Raw genomic sequence first — 15,271 nt, forward strand, 5'->3', positions numbered from 1 at the left:
CGGGCTACCTTAATTAAGGCATATCGCATGGATGTAAGCGTAAATGGGTGACAGTGCGCCGCATAAGGCGCTAAGACTCATCGGAACAGGTTTGGTTATTTTATTGCCAGTGGTGCTGGCATTGTGGTTTGCCCAGCTGCGGGCTAAAGCCGAAACCATTGATCAATTACACTCATTTTCGCAGTTGGCGCTGCAAAAAACGGAAATGGTCATCCGGGAAGCGGATCAGGCTCGGGCTAAAGCCAGCCAGTATCGCGGTGAGTTGTGTTCAGCGGAGCACCAGCGTTATTTACTGCATATTGTGCGCGGCCTGCTGTATGTGGAAGATCTGATCTACGCTAACGGCCAGCGCTTTATCTGTTCAACGTCCGTTCATCAGCAAACCGGCTGGCGGATGCAGGCGGCTAATTACACCAAAAAGCCGGATGTCGCGATTTACTATTACCGGGACACGCCGTTTTATCCGGGCTTTGCCATGAATTATATGCAGAAGGGGCCCTATGTTGTGGTGGTTAATCCCTTCTCGTACAGCTCGGTGATCGCCAGCGACCGCGATTTAGCCTATGGCGTTTTCGATACCAAAACCAACCTCTTTTTCTCGGTAAGTAACAATGTCGAGCCCGCGGAACTCCATGCGTTAATTCGCGAAGGCGATACCTTTTTTAATCAGAATGGCCGGGTGTATACGATCGCCCGCTCCGCTATTCGCCCCATCGCCGTCATTATGTCCACCTCGCGGGCCAGCTACTATCACAACTTTTGTGACCAGGCCAGTCTGACGCTGCCGCTGGGGATAATTTGCAGTATTTTACTGGTGCTGGTGTGGTCGCGCACCCGCCGACAGTATCACTCGCCGCGCAATATGCTGCAGCGGGCTCTGAGCTGCCGCCAGCTGCGCCTGCACTACCAGCCGATTATCGATATTAAAAATAACCGCTGCGTTGGGGCGGAAGCGCTGCTGCGCTGGCCTGGGTTTGACGGTCCGGTGATGAACCCGGCGGAGTTTATTCCGCTGGCGGAAAATGAAGGCATGATTGCCCAGGTCACGGACTACGTGGTGGATGAACTGTTTTATGAAATGGGTGAGTTTCTGGCCAGCCATCCACAGTTGTATATAGCCATCAATCTCTCTGCGTCGGATTTCCATTCGGCGCGGCTGATTTCACAGATCAGTGAGAAAGCGCACAGCTACGCGGTCTGTATCGGACAAATCAAAATCGAAGTGACCGAGCGCGGGTTTATCGACGTACCGAAGACCACGCCGGTGATCCAGGCGTTCCGCGAAGCAGGCTATGAAATTGCCATCGACGATTTCGGCACCGGCTACTCGAATCTGCATAATCTGCACGCGCTGAACGTCGATATCCTCAAAATCGATAAAACCTTCGTCGATACGCTCACCACCAACAACACCAGCCACCTGATTGCTGAGCATATCATCGAGATGGCGCGCGGGTTGCGGTTAAAGACGATTGCAGAAGGCGTGGAGACGCCGGAGCAGGTAAGCTGGCTCTACAAGCGCGGCGTACAGTATTGCCAGGGCTGGCTGTTTGCGAAAGCGATGCCGGCGCGGGAGTTTATGCAGTGGTTAGCCAATGCTCCCGCGCCCGCGAACGTGCCTCAGCCGCCGCGTCACGCGGAGATCTGATGGCGATAGTCGCTGGGAGTGCGGTCAAACTCGCGGCGGAACACCCGGGAGAAGGTTTGCTGCGAGACGTAGCCCAGATCCATGGCGATATCAAAGATCGGCCGCTGGGTGGTTCGCAACGCTTCCGCCGCCAGCAGCAGGCGGCGCTGGCGAATATAGTCCCCCAGCGTCTGATGCATCACGGTACGGAACATCCGCTGCAGGTACCACTTCGAGTATCCTGACTTTCTGGCGACTATATCAATGTTAAGTGGTTGATCGATATGTTCATCAATCCATTCAATCAAAGTTTGAATAATATCCTGATGGGACATAAAGCGGCCTCTCTCAATTCTCGATTCGTCGTTTTGTCTGCAGGCGAGTATAATTCCTCAAGTTAACTTGAGGTAAAGCGCTTTATGGAAAAGAAATCACCCCGCATCAAAATGCTGTTGACGCCTGGAGAAGTGGCAAAACGAACCGGCGTGGCGGTCTCGGCCCTCCATTTTTATGAGAGTAAAGGATTGATCCACAGTCAGCGGAATGCCGGCAATCAGCGGCGCTACCGGCGTGACGTTCTGCGCGCGGTGGCGATTATCAAAATTGCGCAACGTATTGGCATCCCGCTGGCCACTATCGGCGACGCGTTTGGCGTGCTGCCGGAAGGGCACAATCTCAGCGCAAAAGAGTGGAAGATGCTGTCATCGCAGTGGCGTGAGGAGCTGGATCGGCGCATTCATACCCTGACGGCGCTACGCGACCAGCTCGACGGCTGTATCGGCTGCGGCTGTTTATCGCGACGCGACTGCCCGCTGCGCAACCCGGGCGATAAACTGGGGGAAGAGGGAACCGGCGCCCGGCTGCTGGAAGACGAGTGATAAAACTAAAGCGCCACAACTGGGCGCTTTAGTTGTTTTCCGGTCTTGGTCTTTCGCATTATCTCGCTGGTTCGCGAGAGGGTTTCCCCCGACGTCGACGTCCCTCAGTATTGCGCAATCTGTTGATGGAGGTTCCGGTTTGCGTCGACACTTTAACTATGGCATCTGCCGTCGCTTTTTCCTCACTATTTTGCTGAAATTTTCCCGGCAATGAGCGCCTGTTTCTATAGTTAATTTGAACAAACTACGGGAGAGGCTCATGCTGACGGTACATCATCTTAATCAATCACGATCGCAACGCGTACTGTGGGCACTGGAAGAGCTGCAGCTGCCTTATCAGATAGTCCGCTATCAGCGGGAGAAAACGATGCTGGCGCCGGCGGCGCTAAAAAAAATCCATCCGTTGGGCAAATCACCGGTACTGGAAGACAACGGCTATGTGCTGGCGGAGTCCGGGGCGATCCTCGAGTATTTGCAGGAAACCTGGGACAGCGGCGGGTTGTTGAAGCCGCAGGGAATTGACGACAAACTGCAGTACCGCTTCTGGCTGCACTATGCCGAAGGCTCGCTGATGCCGCTGCTGTTAATGAAGCTGGTGTTCGCCAGCCTTGGCAAACCCCCTGTGCCCTTTGGCGTTCGCTCGCTGGGTTCGCTGCTGGGCAAGGGGATACAGAAAACGTGGCTCGATCCGCAGCTGGCCACCCATGCGCGGTTCATTGACGACCATCTTGCCGCACGGCCATGGTTCGCTGGCGAGCGGCTGAGCATGGCCGATATCCAGATGAGCTTCCCGGTGATGGCATTGTTGGCGCGCGGCGGCATGCATGACCTTGTCCATATCGAGGCCTGGCGTCAGCGAGTGGAACAGCGACCGGCCTGGCAACGCGCCATCGAGCGCGGCGGCCCCTTCACCTTACCCGGCGCCTGAGATATCAGCGGATCCGATGACGTCGATAAATGAAAGCAACTCACTAAAAAATTGTTAGCGGATTGCGCATGGACGATAACGTTTGCGCATCGTCTGGTTATTTTCTGTTCGTCATAAGCGAAATTTAGCGAAATACGATAAACATCGGTTGAAAAGGGTTATCTAAAGGCCGGATAATCGTTTGCCTTTCTGTTTCGCTCCCCCTTTTTTCTGCTGTCCGGGGGAGGCGATAAGGTTGACCACCGTAGTGTATGCGCGGAGTTAAACGTTTGCTTTTTTGCGGCCCCCCTGGCGCTGCGATTCGGTACATGGAGATCGCGTTTAACTGGCAGTGGACGGTCCACCACGCATATCAACGAACGATAAAAATTTTCAGGGGAAGTTTTCTATGTCTACGCCTTCAGCGCGTACCGGCGGTTCATTGGACGCCTGGTTTAAAATTTCGGCGCGCGGCAGCACCGTGCGTCAGGAGATTGTTGCAGGTCTTACTACCTTTCTGGCGATGGTGTACTCCGTCATCGTGGTGCCGGGCATGCTCGGAAAAGCGGGCTTCCCGCCGGCCGCGGTGTTTGTCTCGACCTGTCTGGTAGCGGGCGTTGGCTCGCTGGCGATGGGATTATGGGCGAATCTGCCGATGGCGATCGGTTGCGCTATCTCGTTGACCGCCTTCACCGCCTTCAGCCTGGTGCTGGGGCAGCAGATCAGTATTCCGGTAGCCCTCGGCGCAGTATTCCTGATGGGGGTCCTGTTTACGGTGATCTCGGCAACCGGCATTCGCAGCTGGATCTTGCGTAACCTGCCGCAGGGCGTGGCGCACGGTACCGGGATCGGCATTGGCCTGTTCCTGCTGCTGATCGCCGCCAACGGCGTTGGTCTGGTGATCAAAAACCCGCTGGACGGTTTGCCGGTGGCGTTGGGCAACTTTGACAGTTTCCCGGTGGTGATGTCGCTGATTGGCCTCGCGGTGATCATTGGTCTGGAAAAAATGAAGGTGCCGGGCGGCATTCTGCTGACCATTATCGGCGTGTCGATTGTCGGCCTGATTTTCGATCCCAACGTCCATTTCTCCGGCATTTTCGCTATGCCATCCCTGAGCGATGGCCAGGGTAATTCCCTGATCGGCAGCCTGGATATCGTCGGCGCGCTCAACCCGGTCGTGCTGCCAAGCGTGCTGGCGCTGGTGATGACGGCGGTCTTTGACGCCACCGGTACCATCCGTGCCGTGGCTGGCCAGGCGAACCTGCTGGATAAGGACGGACAGATCATCAACGGCGGTAAAGCGCTGACCACCGACTCCCTGAGCAGCGTCTTCTCCGGTTTAGTCGGGGCGGCGCCGGCGGCGGTTTATATCGAATCGGCGGCGGGTACCGCGGCCGGTGGTAAAACCGGTCTGACCGCGGTGACGGTCGGTGTCCTGTTCCTGCTGATCCTGTTCCTCTCCCCGCTCTCTTATCTGGTGCCGGCCTACGCGACCGCGCCGGCGCTGATGTACGTTGGCCTGCTGATGCTGAGCAACGTGGCGAAAATCGATTTCAATGACTTTGTTGACGCGATGGCTGGCCTGATCACCGCGGTGTTTATCGTGCTGACCTGTAACATCGTGACGGGCATCATGATCGGTTTCGCGACCCTGGTTATTGGCCGTCTGGTCTCCGGAGAGTGGCGCAAACTGAACCTCGGCACGGTGATTATCGCTGTGGCGCTGGTGGTGTTCTACGCCGGCGGCTGGGCGATTTAAACCCTTCGTGCTCCTCACGGGCGGCTCAGGCCGCCCGTTTTATTTTTAAGCCACATCCTGTTTCCATTTGCGTTAATCTGGGTAGCGTATGATTCACAGGCACGACGCCTTACAGGTATAAAAGAAAACGCAGCAAACAGGGAACACATGGAAATATTCTTTACCATCCTCATCATGACCCTTGTGGTCTCACTCTCCGGGGTAGTGACGCGCGTACTGCCCTTTCAGGTTCCACTTCCACTGATGCAAATCGCCATTGGCGCGCTTCTGGCGTGGCCGACCTTTGGTTTGCACGTTGAATTTGATCCAGAGCTGTTTCTGGTACTGTTTATCCCGCCGCTGCTATTCGCCGACGGCTGGAAAACGCCAACCCGCGAATTTATTGAACACGGGCGCGAGATCCTCGGCCTGGCGCTAGCGCTGGTGGTCGTGACGGTGGTCGGCATCGGCTTTCTGATCTACTGGATTGTGCCGGGCATTCCGCTGATCCCGGCGTTCGCGCTGGCGGCCGTGCTGTCGCCGACCGACGCCGTGGCGCTTTCGGGCATCGTTGGGGAAGGGCGGATACCGAAGAAAATCATGGGCATTCTGCAGGGGGAGGCGCTAATGAACGACGCCTCCGGCCTGGTCTCGCTCAAGTTTGCCGTCGCGGTGGCGATGGGCACCATGGTCTTTACCGTTGGCGGCGCCACCGTAGAATTTCTGAAGGTGGCGATTGGCGGCGTGCTGGCCGGGTTTGTGGTGAGCTGGTCGTATGGCCGCTCGATGCGCTTCCTCAGCCGCTGGGGCGGGGATGAACCCGCCACGCAGATTGTCCTGCTGTTCCTGCTGCCGTTTGCCTCCTATCTGATTGCCGAACATATCGGTGTCTCCGGCATCCTGGCGGCGGTAGCGGCGGGGATGACCATCACCCGTTCCGGCGTGATGCGCACCGCGCCCTTGGCCATGCGCCTGCGCGCCAACAGCACCTGGGCAATGTTGGAGTTTGTCTTCAACGGCATGGTCTTCCTGTTGTTGGGCCTGCAGCTGCCGGATATCCTCTCCAGTTCGCTGGTAGCGGCGGAGGCCGACCCCAACGTTGAGACCTGGATGCTGTTTACCGACATTATCCTGATCTATGCCGCGCTGATGCTGGTGCGTTTTGGCTGGCTGTGGTCGATGCGTAAGCTCAGTCAGCGCTTCCTGAAGAAGAAGCCGATGGAGTTTGGCTCCTGGACTACGCGCGAGCTGCTGATCTCCTCCGTTGCCGGGGTGCGCGGGGCGATTACCCTCGCCGGTGTGCTCTCCATTCCTCTGCTGCTGCCGGACGGGAATGTCTTTCCGGCGCGCTATGAACTGATTTTCCTCGCCGCCGGGGTGATCCTGTTCTCGCTGTTCGTCGGGGTGATTGCGCTGCCGATCCTGCTACGTCACATTGAATCGAGCGATAATGTGCAGCAGCGGAAAGAGGAGCGTCTGGCGCGCGCGGCAACGGCTGACGTGGCGATTGTGGCGATCCAGAAGATGGAAGAGCGTCTGGCGGCGGATACCAAAGAGAATATCGATACCCAGCTGCTGACCGAAGTCAGTTCGCGGGTGATCGGTAACCTGCGCCGGCGCGCCGATGGGCGTAACGACGTGGAAACCTCTATGCTCGAAGAGAGTCTGGAACGCCGCTTCCGCCTGGCGGCGCTGCGCTCTGAGCGCGGCGAGCTGTATCATCTGCGCGCCACCCGGCAGATCAGTAACGAGACGCTGCAGAAGCTGCTCCACGATCTCGACCTGCTGGAAGCGCTGTTAATCGAAGATCAATAACCTGTAATCCGGATAGCGCGACGCTTATTCGGACTACTGGCGAGACTGCAGTAAATGTGTAGCCCCGGTAAGCGTTAGCGCGACCGGGGGAAACCCGGGCAGCGGCGCAAGCGCCTGACCCGGGCTACCCCTTCCCTTGCGGAACGCGTTGTCACCAGAGAATTATTCCAGCCAGAACGCTTTGCTGCACGTCAGCCAGGCTTCAGCGCTGCGCGACATATATACGCCTTCCCGCCAAATCATCCCCAGCTCCCAGCGCAGCTCGCTTTGCAACGGGATCCAGCAAAAATTCTGCCGGTCGAGACGCTGGCAAATCGGCTCCGGCAGGATCGCTACGCCAATGCCCGCCTGCACCATGGCGGCGAGAAAATCCCACTGGCCGCTGCGCACTGCGATACGTGGCTTCACGTCATGCTCGGCAAACAGCCGCATCAGCTGCTGGCTAAGGGCAAATTCCTCGTTGTAGATAACCAGCGGATGCGACGCCAGCTCGGCCGGCGAGAGCGAGGTTTTACCTTCCCACTCCGCGGTCCTTGGCGTCAGGACGCACAGCGGGTGATTGAACAACGGCAGAATGGTGAGGCTGCTATCCTCCTCGACAGGCAGGGCGGTCATCGCCATATCAAGTTCGCCATTGCTGACCGCCTGCTGGACCGTCAGGCCGCCAAACTCGGCGATCTTCAGCTCGACGCCCGGATAGCGATGGCGGAAGCGACTGATCGGCTCAGCCATCAGCATCCCGACCATCGGCGGAATGCCAAGCCGCAGCACCCCTTTATGCAGGTGGTTGATATCGCTCAGCTCTGACTCCAGCTGGCTGAACTCGCCCAAGATCGCCTGGCCGCGTTCAAAGACGACGCGCCCGGTATCGGTGAGCAGTAGTTTGCGGCCGTCGCGGATCAACAGCGTGCAGTTTAGCTCATCTTCGAGATTCTTGAGCATCTTGCTGATGGTGGGCTGTGTGACAAACAGCTTTTCCGCCGCGCGAGTAAAACTCTGCTGACGAACCACTTCAACGAAATAGCGCAGCGTTCGGATATCCATAATTATTCCCTGAGACTATACCTGCGATGATTTTAATTCATTTCTGTCCGCTTCGGCGGCTCTCTATACTGCTCGCCTGACTTCTTTTTTTCAGGACTATCGCACATGGCCTTCGCGCCAGCTCGCGTTGCCCCCGCCGTGGCGCAACGACTTCAGATCCCGGTACAGGTACTTCTCTACGTCGGGTTATTCATCTTCGCACAATATCTGGTGAACAGGTGGCAGGTACCGCTGCCGGCTAACCTGGTCGGCATGGTGATGCTCCTGCTGCTGATCGTCTGCCGGGTGATACCGGTAAGCTGGGTGCGCGCCGGCGCCCGCTGGCTGCTGGCGGAGATGCTGCTGTTTTTCGTCCCGGCGGTGGTCGCGGTGGTGAACTACGCCCAGCTGTTGATGGTCGATGGTTGGCGGATTTTTCTGGTGATTGCCTTAAGCACGCTGATGGTGCTCGGCGCCACCGCCTGGGTCGTTGACAAGGTCTATCGTTACGAAGTGGGCAGGTTAAAAAAATGAGCGATGCCGTGCTGAGTATCCTGTGCCTGGTGGCGACGCTGGTCCTCTATTACGCCAACAAAAAACTGTATCGCCGTTTTCATAAACTCCCTCTGATGCCGCTGGTGTTCACGCCGATCCTGCTGGTGCTGATTCTGGTGGTAGGCCACATCTCTTATCAGAGCTATATGGGAGAGACCCACTGGCTGCTGTGGCTGCTGGGCCCGGCGACCATCGCCTTTGCCGTTCCGGTGTATGAAAATGTCGCGGTGATTAAACGCCACTGGATGTCGCTCAGCGCCGGGGTGGTGACGGCGGTAGTGGTGGCTGTCACCAGTTCCGTATGGCTGGCGCGCGGGTTTATGTTGTCTGATGAAATTCAGCGTAGCCTGGCGGTGCGCTCGGTGACCACGCCCTTTGCGCTGGCGGCGGCGAAACCGCTCGGCGGTCAACCCGATCTGGTGGCGCTGTTTGTGGTGATCACCGGCGTATTTGGCATGGCGGTGGGAGATATGCTGTTCTTACGTCTTGCTATCCGGGAGGGGATGGCGAAAGGAGCCGGGTTCGGCGCGGCTTCCCATGGTGCGGGAACGGCGCGCTCGTATGAGTTGGGCCAGCAGGAGGGCGTGGTGGCCAGCCTGGTGATGATGCTGTCAGGCGTAGTGGTGGTGCTGGCTGCGCCGGTCGTCCGCTGGCTGCTGTTTTAACATTATCGCCAGAGTGAATGTTAATAAATATTGAGGAGAGGAATAGCTATCGGCTATTCCCTGTTTTTGTTATTGATGCATTTAACGGTTCATCATAAAAGATTAAGCCAATTCTTATATCAGCACTGACTTTGTAACTAAATGTTTCTCTGCATGCCCGTATTTAATTATGGGGCAAATATTATATAAATATCCAATTATCTTTGCGAATTTTATAACTTTATAACTCTTTGGTTTTTATGGTTTTGAGTATGGCCGCGCATGCGTTGCGATGTTATGTCGCAAAAAATCAATTTTTACATTAATAATTGAGTTCTTACCTCATGCTAGTTATTATTTTTACGCGAGCTTGTATTATTGAATGGATTCAAATGCTGGTCGTTTATTTATGAATAATATTGATTGTCATAAACCATATGTCATGTAAATACATGCATGACGCCGCGCTGCTTGAATTTCATTCTCTAATATCGCTGCATAAAGCAATTGACGGACTGATTGTCGTTTATAATGGATATGGGAATAAATATGAAGATGAGTAAAAAATTTCTGGCGGGTGCCCTGATTTTCTCTGCCTGCAGCGCGCTGTCTACCGTTGCGCAGGCTGATAACACCATTACCTTTAATGGTATTGTTTCCGATACCACCTGTACGGCGACCATTGATGGCGGTGTAACGGCTATTGATATGGGCACCACCTCAGTGGCGGATCTGAAAGCGTATACCTTCGGCGCTGCCAAGAACTTCTCCTTTAGCTTAGCTGATTGCCCGACCGCGGAAGAAGGTGGCAACAGTATCGCCCGCGTCACTTTTGGCGGTGTTTCCGATACCGCGAACAGCGATTATTTTAAAAACCAGGCAACTGATGAGCCGGCAACCGGCGTCGCTGTGGCCCTTTTCGACGAAGCGGGCAATGTGATGAAGAATAACGAAGAGGGTTCTGATGTTGATATCTCTTCGGGTGCAGCAACCATTCCGTTCACCGTTAAAATGGTGAAATCGGGTGATGCCGATCCGACGAAAGGTACCGTTCAGACAACCGTGACTTATAACGTGACCTATCATTAATTCGGCTTCTTGTTGAATGGAGAAAGGGGAATCGCCTGCTATTCCCCTTAAATTAAACATATGAGATATCCTTTTTTTGCGATCGGTTTATTGCTGTCTTCTTCCTTCGCGCAGGCCAGCGTGGTCGTTGGCGGTACGCGTCTGGTTTTTGATGGTACGAAAAATAACGCTGTAATAACGGTTGAGAATAAAGATCAGAACAGCAATATCGTTCAGTCCTGGCTCTCGGTGGTTGATGCAGCCTCACCTGCCAAAGACGCATTTATTATTACGCCGCCGCTGTTTCGTCTCAAAGCCGGGGAGAAAGGATTTGTCCGCGTAGTTCGATCAGGAAAGAAATTACCCGACGATCGCGAGTCGATGTTTTGGCTCAATATTAAAGGGATCCCGGCAACAGAGTATGTACCTGATAAAAATGTCGTACAGTTTGCGATTAATTCGAAAATAAAATTGATTTATCGACCCGCTGCGTTAAAAGGTAATACACCGGAAGCGTACGCTGAAAAATTACAGTGGGGGAAAGAGAGGTCGTCGCTGACGGTAAAAAATAACTCACCGCTGTATATGAATTTCTCACAGGTTAGCCTTAACGGTAAAAATATTTCTGGCGCATGGTTTGCTGCCCCGTTTTCCACCTTAAAAATACCCGTGCAGAGTAGCCTGTCGGCGACAGGAAAAAAAGAGATCACATGGAGCGTGATTAATGATTATGGTATGTCAGGGAAGAAATATACCGCTATCATTCAGTAGCGTTGAGCTGCTATTTTCAACTAAAAGTATCTGCGTCGCTATTATTCTGTGCCTAAGTACTCTGCCCTCTCGCGCGGAGGCCGGCGAATATTTCAACCCAAATTTACTCGAAGTCGCCGAGAGTCCTGCGGCTTCGGTTGATCTATCCTATTTTTCGCAAGATGGCATACCGCCGGGCACCTATCACCTGGATGTTTACATCAACGATAAGTACGTCAGTTCAGACTCGCTGACTTTTCAGGAAATTAGCCATGACGCAGGCGCGACTGCTTCTCCCTGCCTGTCCGCGGAGTATCTGAATTCATGGTTGATTAATACCACCGCCTATCCGCAGTTGTTCGAGGCAGGGGAAACCTGCGCCCGGCTGTCGGCGATCCCCGGGATGACGTTCTCGGTATCTCTTGCCCAGCAGCGCATTGATTTTACCGTGCCGCAGGCCGCCATGCTGAATCGCCCCAGAGACTATATTCCCGAGAGCCAGTGGCAACAGGGGATCAATGCCGGTCTTCTCAACTATAGCGTCACCGGTCAGCGTAATGCGCCGCGGCATAACGGCGCCACTATCGACAGTCAGTTCGTCAGCCTGCAGCCTGGGCTGAATCTGGGACCATGGCGCCTGCGCAACTACAGCACCTATAGCCACAGCGATAACAACAGCCGCTGGGAGTCGGTTTACTCCTATCTTGCCCGCGATATTCACACCCTACGCAGCCAGCTGGTGGTCGGTAATACGTATACCTCTTCCGGCATTTTCGACAGTTTGAGTTTTACCGGTCTGCAGCTCAGTTCGGACAAAGAGATGCTGCCGGATAGCCTGCATGGCTTTGCGCCGACGATTCGAGGGATCGCGCGCACCACCGCGGAGGTCTCGGTTTATCAGAATGGTTACAGCATTTATAAAACCACCGTCGCTCCCGGCGCCTTTGAAATTAACGATCTGTACGCCACCGGCAGCGCCGGCGACCTGTACGTCAACATTAAAGAGTCTGACGGCAGCGAGCAAAACTTTGTGGTGCCTTTCGCGTCGCTGGCGATCCTGCAACGTGAGGGCCAGCTGGACTATGCGCTGAGCAGCGGCAGGACGCGATCGGGTAGCTCCGACGATAAAGAATATAACTTTATTCAGTCTTCCCTGGCCTATGGCGCCACCAGCAACATCACTTTTTATACTGGTTTCCAGCAGGCGGAAGATAAATACACCAACCTGTTGTTAGGCGCTGGCTTTAACCTCGGTACTATCGGTGCGCTGTCGTTTGATGGCTCTCAGTCGTGGGCCGACGTGAAAACCAGCGATACGGCCTCGTCAACCAGTAAAGAGCAAGGGCAATCGTATCGCGTCCGCTTCAGTAAAAGCTTTCTGCAGACGGGCACCAGCTTTTCCGTGGCCGGTTATCGCTACTCCACCTCGGGATATTATTCGTTTCAGGACTTTGTCGATAACTCTTCCACACAGCGCGACTGCTGTACGCAGAGCGGCAGAACGAAAGGCCGGTTTGACGCATCGTTGTCGCAAACGCTGTTTGGCTATGGTTCGCTCTCGCTTTCGTTGGTCAATGAGACCTACTGGGACAGTTCGCGTATGGAATCGGTGGGCGTGGGCTATAGCGGGTCGATTGGCAAGGCCTCCTACTTTATTAACTATTCCTATAACCGCAATGTGCAAAGCACCGATGACAGCGACAATAACCGGCCGGCCAGCGATACCGTCATCTCCCTGACGTTAAGTATTCCGCTTGGCGAGACGCTCTCGGCAAATTACACCATGAACCATGGTCGACATAACGATACCACGCACAGCGTGGGGCTCAACGGCTCGGCGTTTGAGGATCGTTCCCTGAACTGGAGCGTACTGGAAGGGTACAACACGCAGGATAAAAGCACCTCCGGCAACCTCAGCGTCAACTACCAGGGCTCGAAAGGGGATGTAGCTGGCGGCTATGGCTACGACCGCTACAGCAATCACTACAACTATTCGCTGCGCGGGGGCATGGTCGCCCATGCGGGCGGACTCACGCTATCACGCTTTCTGGGCGAGAGTTCTGCGCTGGTCGAAACGCCTGGCGTCAGCGATGTGACAGTGCGCGGTCAGACAAACGTGACGACGGATGCCGCCGGATATGCGGTGGTGCCTTACGTCCGTCCGTACCATCGTAACAGCCTGGCGCTGGATGAACAGGAAATACCTGGCGCTGAAGTGGATAACGTCGCCAGAACGGTGGTTCCGACGCGCAATGCGATCGTCAAAGTGAAGTACGACACGCGAATTGGCTATAAGGCGATGCTCACCCTGCGTACCCGCAATGGCGTGGTGCCTTTCGGCGCGCTGGTGACCCTCGATAATGATCACGGTAGCGCGTCGCGCAGCAATATCGTTGGCGATGAGGGGCAGGTGTATCTAACGGGGCTGCAGAAAAAAGGCCAGCTGTTAGCGCGCTGGGGGGAGAAAAGCAGTGAGCAGTGCACCGTTCATTATGACTTCTCCGGCATGGCCCTTGGCGACGATATTCTGTTCTATCAGGCCGAATGTCGGTAATGGATGCAGGTTTTCAACATGGAAGAGGGGCTGATATGAATATGCGAGACGGCAGCACAAGGGGCCTCCTGGTGGCCATTTTGCTGCTCTCCCTTCCGGCGCTGGCTTATGAGGGCAGCAGCACGGTCAATTTTAACGTCACGGGCTCCATCGAAGCGCCTTCCTGTGAGGTGGCCGTGGAGCCGTCGAACAGTATCGATTTAGGCACCGTCTCCTCGCAGACGTTCTCCGGACATGCCGGGGCGAGCGGCGCCAGCGTGCCGGTTAAGCTGGTCTTTTCCAGCTGTTCCGCCGATGCGTCGGCGGTGACCATCGCGTTTAGCGGCACCAGCTTCGATAGCACCCACGCTTCAATCTATAAAAACTTCCAGACTGGCAGCAACGGTGCCAGCGGCGTCGGTTTGCAGCTGCAGAGCATGGCCGACCAGCAGCCCCTTGGCCCCGGCGACCAGTATCTCTATACCTTTGGGGACGATGCGGATATCCATACCTTTAATATGGTGGCACGTATGTTTTCGCCTTATGGCCAGGTAAGGTCCGGGATGGTCGGGTTTACCGCCACGTTCGATGTGGCCTACAAATAACGTTTCGACAGGGATGGGTATGAAAAAACTGATCTTATTGCTCATATTGGCACTGTGTCCCGTCTATAGCTGGGCGGCCTGCACGGGAACCAACTATGGCGATGTCTCGATGACCAACCTGCCGGAAAAGATCCTGGTCAATGCCGGGAGCTATACCGCAGGGACGGTACTGTATGACTCGGGGAAGATTACGCGCTCGCAAACGGAATTGCTTAACTGTGAGGGGAGCACCTACGCGGTTTTTGCCTGGTCCTCGAACAATGCCGGGGCACTGATAGGGGATAATATCTATGCCACCTCGGTGCAGGGGATCGGTATCCGCGTCAAGGTGTGGCTCAATATCAGCGGTGAATATGGCGATGACACCGATGATTTCAGCCCCGACTCGCAGGTGCATTATATTGGTGATGTGAATTATTACCTCGGAAAGCCGACAGGTCTTTTCGACTCTTTCGCGTCGACTCATTATACCCCGGCGTATCAGCTGCAGCTGGTGGCCACCGGCGGCGCCATCGCCAGCAAGAGTCAATTATCGTTCAGCGACCCGGTGGCCACGGTATCGGCCAAGGATAAAAAGGGGACCATCGCTATTTCACAACTGCACATCAGCGGCACCACCAGCATCCAGCTAATCCCGATGGGGTGTATTGTCGGTAGCAATAATCTCAGTTTTTCCATGGGCAGCATCAATGCCAGTGAGTTTAATACCGCGACGAAGGTGGGTAGCGCGCGGCAGTCTCTGAGCCTCTCCTGCGAGCCGGGAACTAACGTTTCGATGCGTGTGGCGGCTGCTTCTGCAAGCGGGGATAACCCTGACAATACGGTGATGGCCCTCACGGCGGAACAGAATGCCGCCACTGGCGTGGGAGTGCAGTTAAATTTGAATGGCAAAGCACTGCCGTTAAATACCGATATCAGCCTCTATACTTCGAGCCGCGCGACGGTGACCAACAGCGGCGCGGATGCCAGCTACAGCTATTTCACCAACCCCGACAGCCCCGGAGGCGCAGCGGCCATGCAGACGCTCGCCTTATCCACTAACTATTACAGGACGGGGAGCGCGGTGACCGCGGGGACAGCCAACGCCACCGGGGTGATCACCTTTACTTATAACTGAGGGGAGAATCC

General features: G+C 55.3%; 14 protein-coding genes. 12 read left to right on the forward strand and 2 right to left on the reverse strand.

What is annotated here, in order from left to right; genetic code table 11:
* Nucleotides 1-43 precede the first annotated feature (43 nt).
* A complete protein-coding gene (locus tag RRF55_RS15890; RefSeq protein WP_020803550.1) occupies nt 44-1,648 on the forward strand; it encodes an EAL domain-containing protein in 1,605 nt (534 codons plus the stop codon).
* Here RRF55_RS15890 and soxS read toward each other — a convergent pair.
* On the reverse strand, nt 1,633-1,962 hold the full coding sequence (gene soxS, locus RRF55_RS15895) for a superoxide response transcriptional regulator SoxS (RefSeq protein WP_004151738.1): 330 nt from the start codon (nt 1,960-1,962) through the stop codon (nt 1,633-1,635). The genes RRF55_RS15890 and soxS overlap by 16 nt on opposite strands.
* 84 nt (nt 1,963-2,046) lie before the next feature.
* Between soxS and soxR the strand changes: the two genes are divergently transcribed.
* From soxR to RRF55_RS15915, 4 genes are all read left to right on the forward strand, one after another.
* Nucleotides 2,047-2,505: a redox-sensitive transcriptional activator SoxR gene (gene soxR, locus RRF55_RS15900; RefSeq protein ID WP_002885077.1), complete on the forward strand. Its 459-nt coding sequence runs from the start codon at nt 2,047-2,049 to the stop codon at nt 2,503-2,505.
* A 259-nt stretch (nt 2,506-2,764) separates the two neighbouring features.
* Nucleotides 2,765-3,433, forward strand: coding sequence for a glutathione S-transferase family protein (locus tag RRF55_RS15905; protein ID WP_002885078.1), 669 nt, complete (start codon nt 2,765-2,767; stop codon nt 3,431-3,433).
* A gap of 388 nt (nt 3,434-3,821) precedes the next feature.
* Nucleotides 3,822-5,171: an NCS2 family permease gene (locus RRF55_RS15910; protein WP_002885079.1), complete on the forward strand. Its 1,350-nt coding sequence runs from the start codon at nt 3,822-3,824 to the stop codon at nt 5,169-5,171.
* Between the two features lie 147 nt (nt 5,172-5,318).
* Complete coding sequence (locus tag RRF55_RS15915; protein ID WP_002885082.1) at nt 5,319-6,965, forward strand: Na+/H+ antiporter; 1,647 nt, start codon at nt 5,319-5,321, stop codon at nt 6,963-6,965.
* A 162-nt stretch (nt 6,966-7,127) separates the two neighbouring features.
* On the opposite strand, the gene RRF55_RS15920 is transcribed toward RRF55_RS15915, so the two are convergent.
* The gene (locus RRF55_RS15920; RefSeq protein WP_048299747.1) at nt 7,128-8,009 is read right to left on the reverse strand and encodes a LysR family transcriptional regulator; all 882 of its coding nucleotides are present in this window, start codon (nt 8,007-8,009) and stop codon (nt 7,128-7,130) included.
* Between the two features lie 105 nt (nt 8,010-8,114).
* Between RRF55_RS15920 and RRF55_RS15925 the strand changes: the two genes are divergently transcribed.
* The 7 genes from RRF55_RS15925 to RRF55_RS15955 all read left to right on the forward strand — a co-directional run bounded on the left by RRF55_RS15925 (nt 8,115) and on the right by RRF55_RS15955 (nt 15,260).
* Nucleotides 8,115-8,522 (forward strand): CidA/LrgA family protein, encoded by a 408-nt coding sequence (locus RRF55_RS15925; protein ID WP_002885086.1) that lies wholly within the window; start codon nt 8,115-8,117, stop codon nt 8,520-8,522.
* Nucleotides 8,519-9,208, forward strand: a complete 690-nt coding sequence (locus RRF55_RS15930) for an LrgB family protein (RefSeq protein WP_002885088.1) — start codon at nt 8,519-8,521, stop codon at nt 9,206-9,208. Before RRF55_RS15925 ends, RRF55_RS15930 begins: the two co-directional genes overlap by 4 nt.
* 510 nt (nt 9,209-9,718) lie before the next feature.
* Nucleotides 9,719-10,276, forward strand: coding sequence for a fimbrial protein (locus RRF55_RS15935; protein WP_004192602.1), 558 nt, complete (start codon nt 9,719-9,721; stop codon nt 10,274-10,276).
* Nucleotides 10,277-10,336: 60 nt separating this feature from the next.
* Nucleotides 10,337-11,026, forward strand: coding sequence for a fimbrial assembly chaperone (locus RRF55_RS15940; protein WP_087847632.1), 690 nt, complete (start codon nt 10,337-10,339; stop codon nt 11,024-11,026).
* On the forward strand, nt 10,980-13,559 hold the full coding sequence (locus RRF55_RS15945; RefSeq protein WP_020324833.1) for a fimbria/pilus outer membrane usher protein: 2,580 nt from the start codon (nt 10,980-10,982) through the stop codon (nt 13,557-13,559). The genes RRF55_RS15940 and RRF55_RS15945 overlap by 47 nt, the downstream gene beginning before the upstream one ends.
* Before the next feature lie 35 nt (nt 13,560-13,594).
* A complete protein-coding gene (locus tag RRF55_RS15950; RefSeq protein WP_151152145.1) occupies nt 13,595-14,143 on the forward strand; it encodes a fimbrial protein in 549 nt (182 codons plus the stop codon).
* Nucleotides 14,144-14,162: 19 nt separating this feature from the next.
* Nucleotides 14,163-15,260 (forward strand): type 1 fimbrial protein, encoded by a 1,098-nt coding sequence (locus RRF55_RS15955; RefSeq protein WP_002885139.1) that lies wholly within the window; start codon nt 14,163-14,165, stop codon nt 15,258-15,260.
* Nucleotides 15,261-15,271 lie beyond the last annotated feature (11 nt).

This window comes from Klebsiella sp. K47 (assembly GCF_051858335.1).
In the GTDB taxonomy this organism is placed as follows: domain Bacteria; phylum Pseudomonadota; class Gammaproteobacteria; order Enterobacterales; family Enterobacteriaceae; genus Klebsiella; species Klebsiella pneumoniae.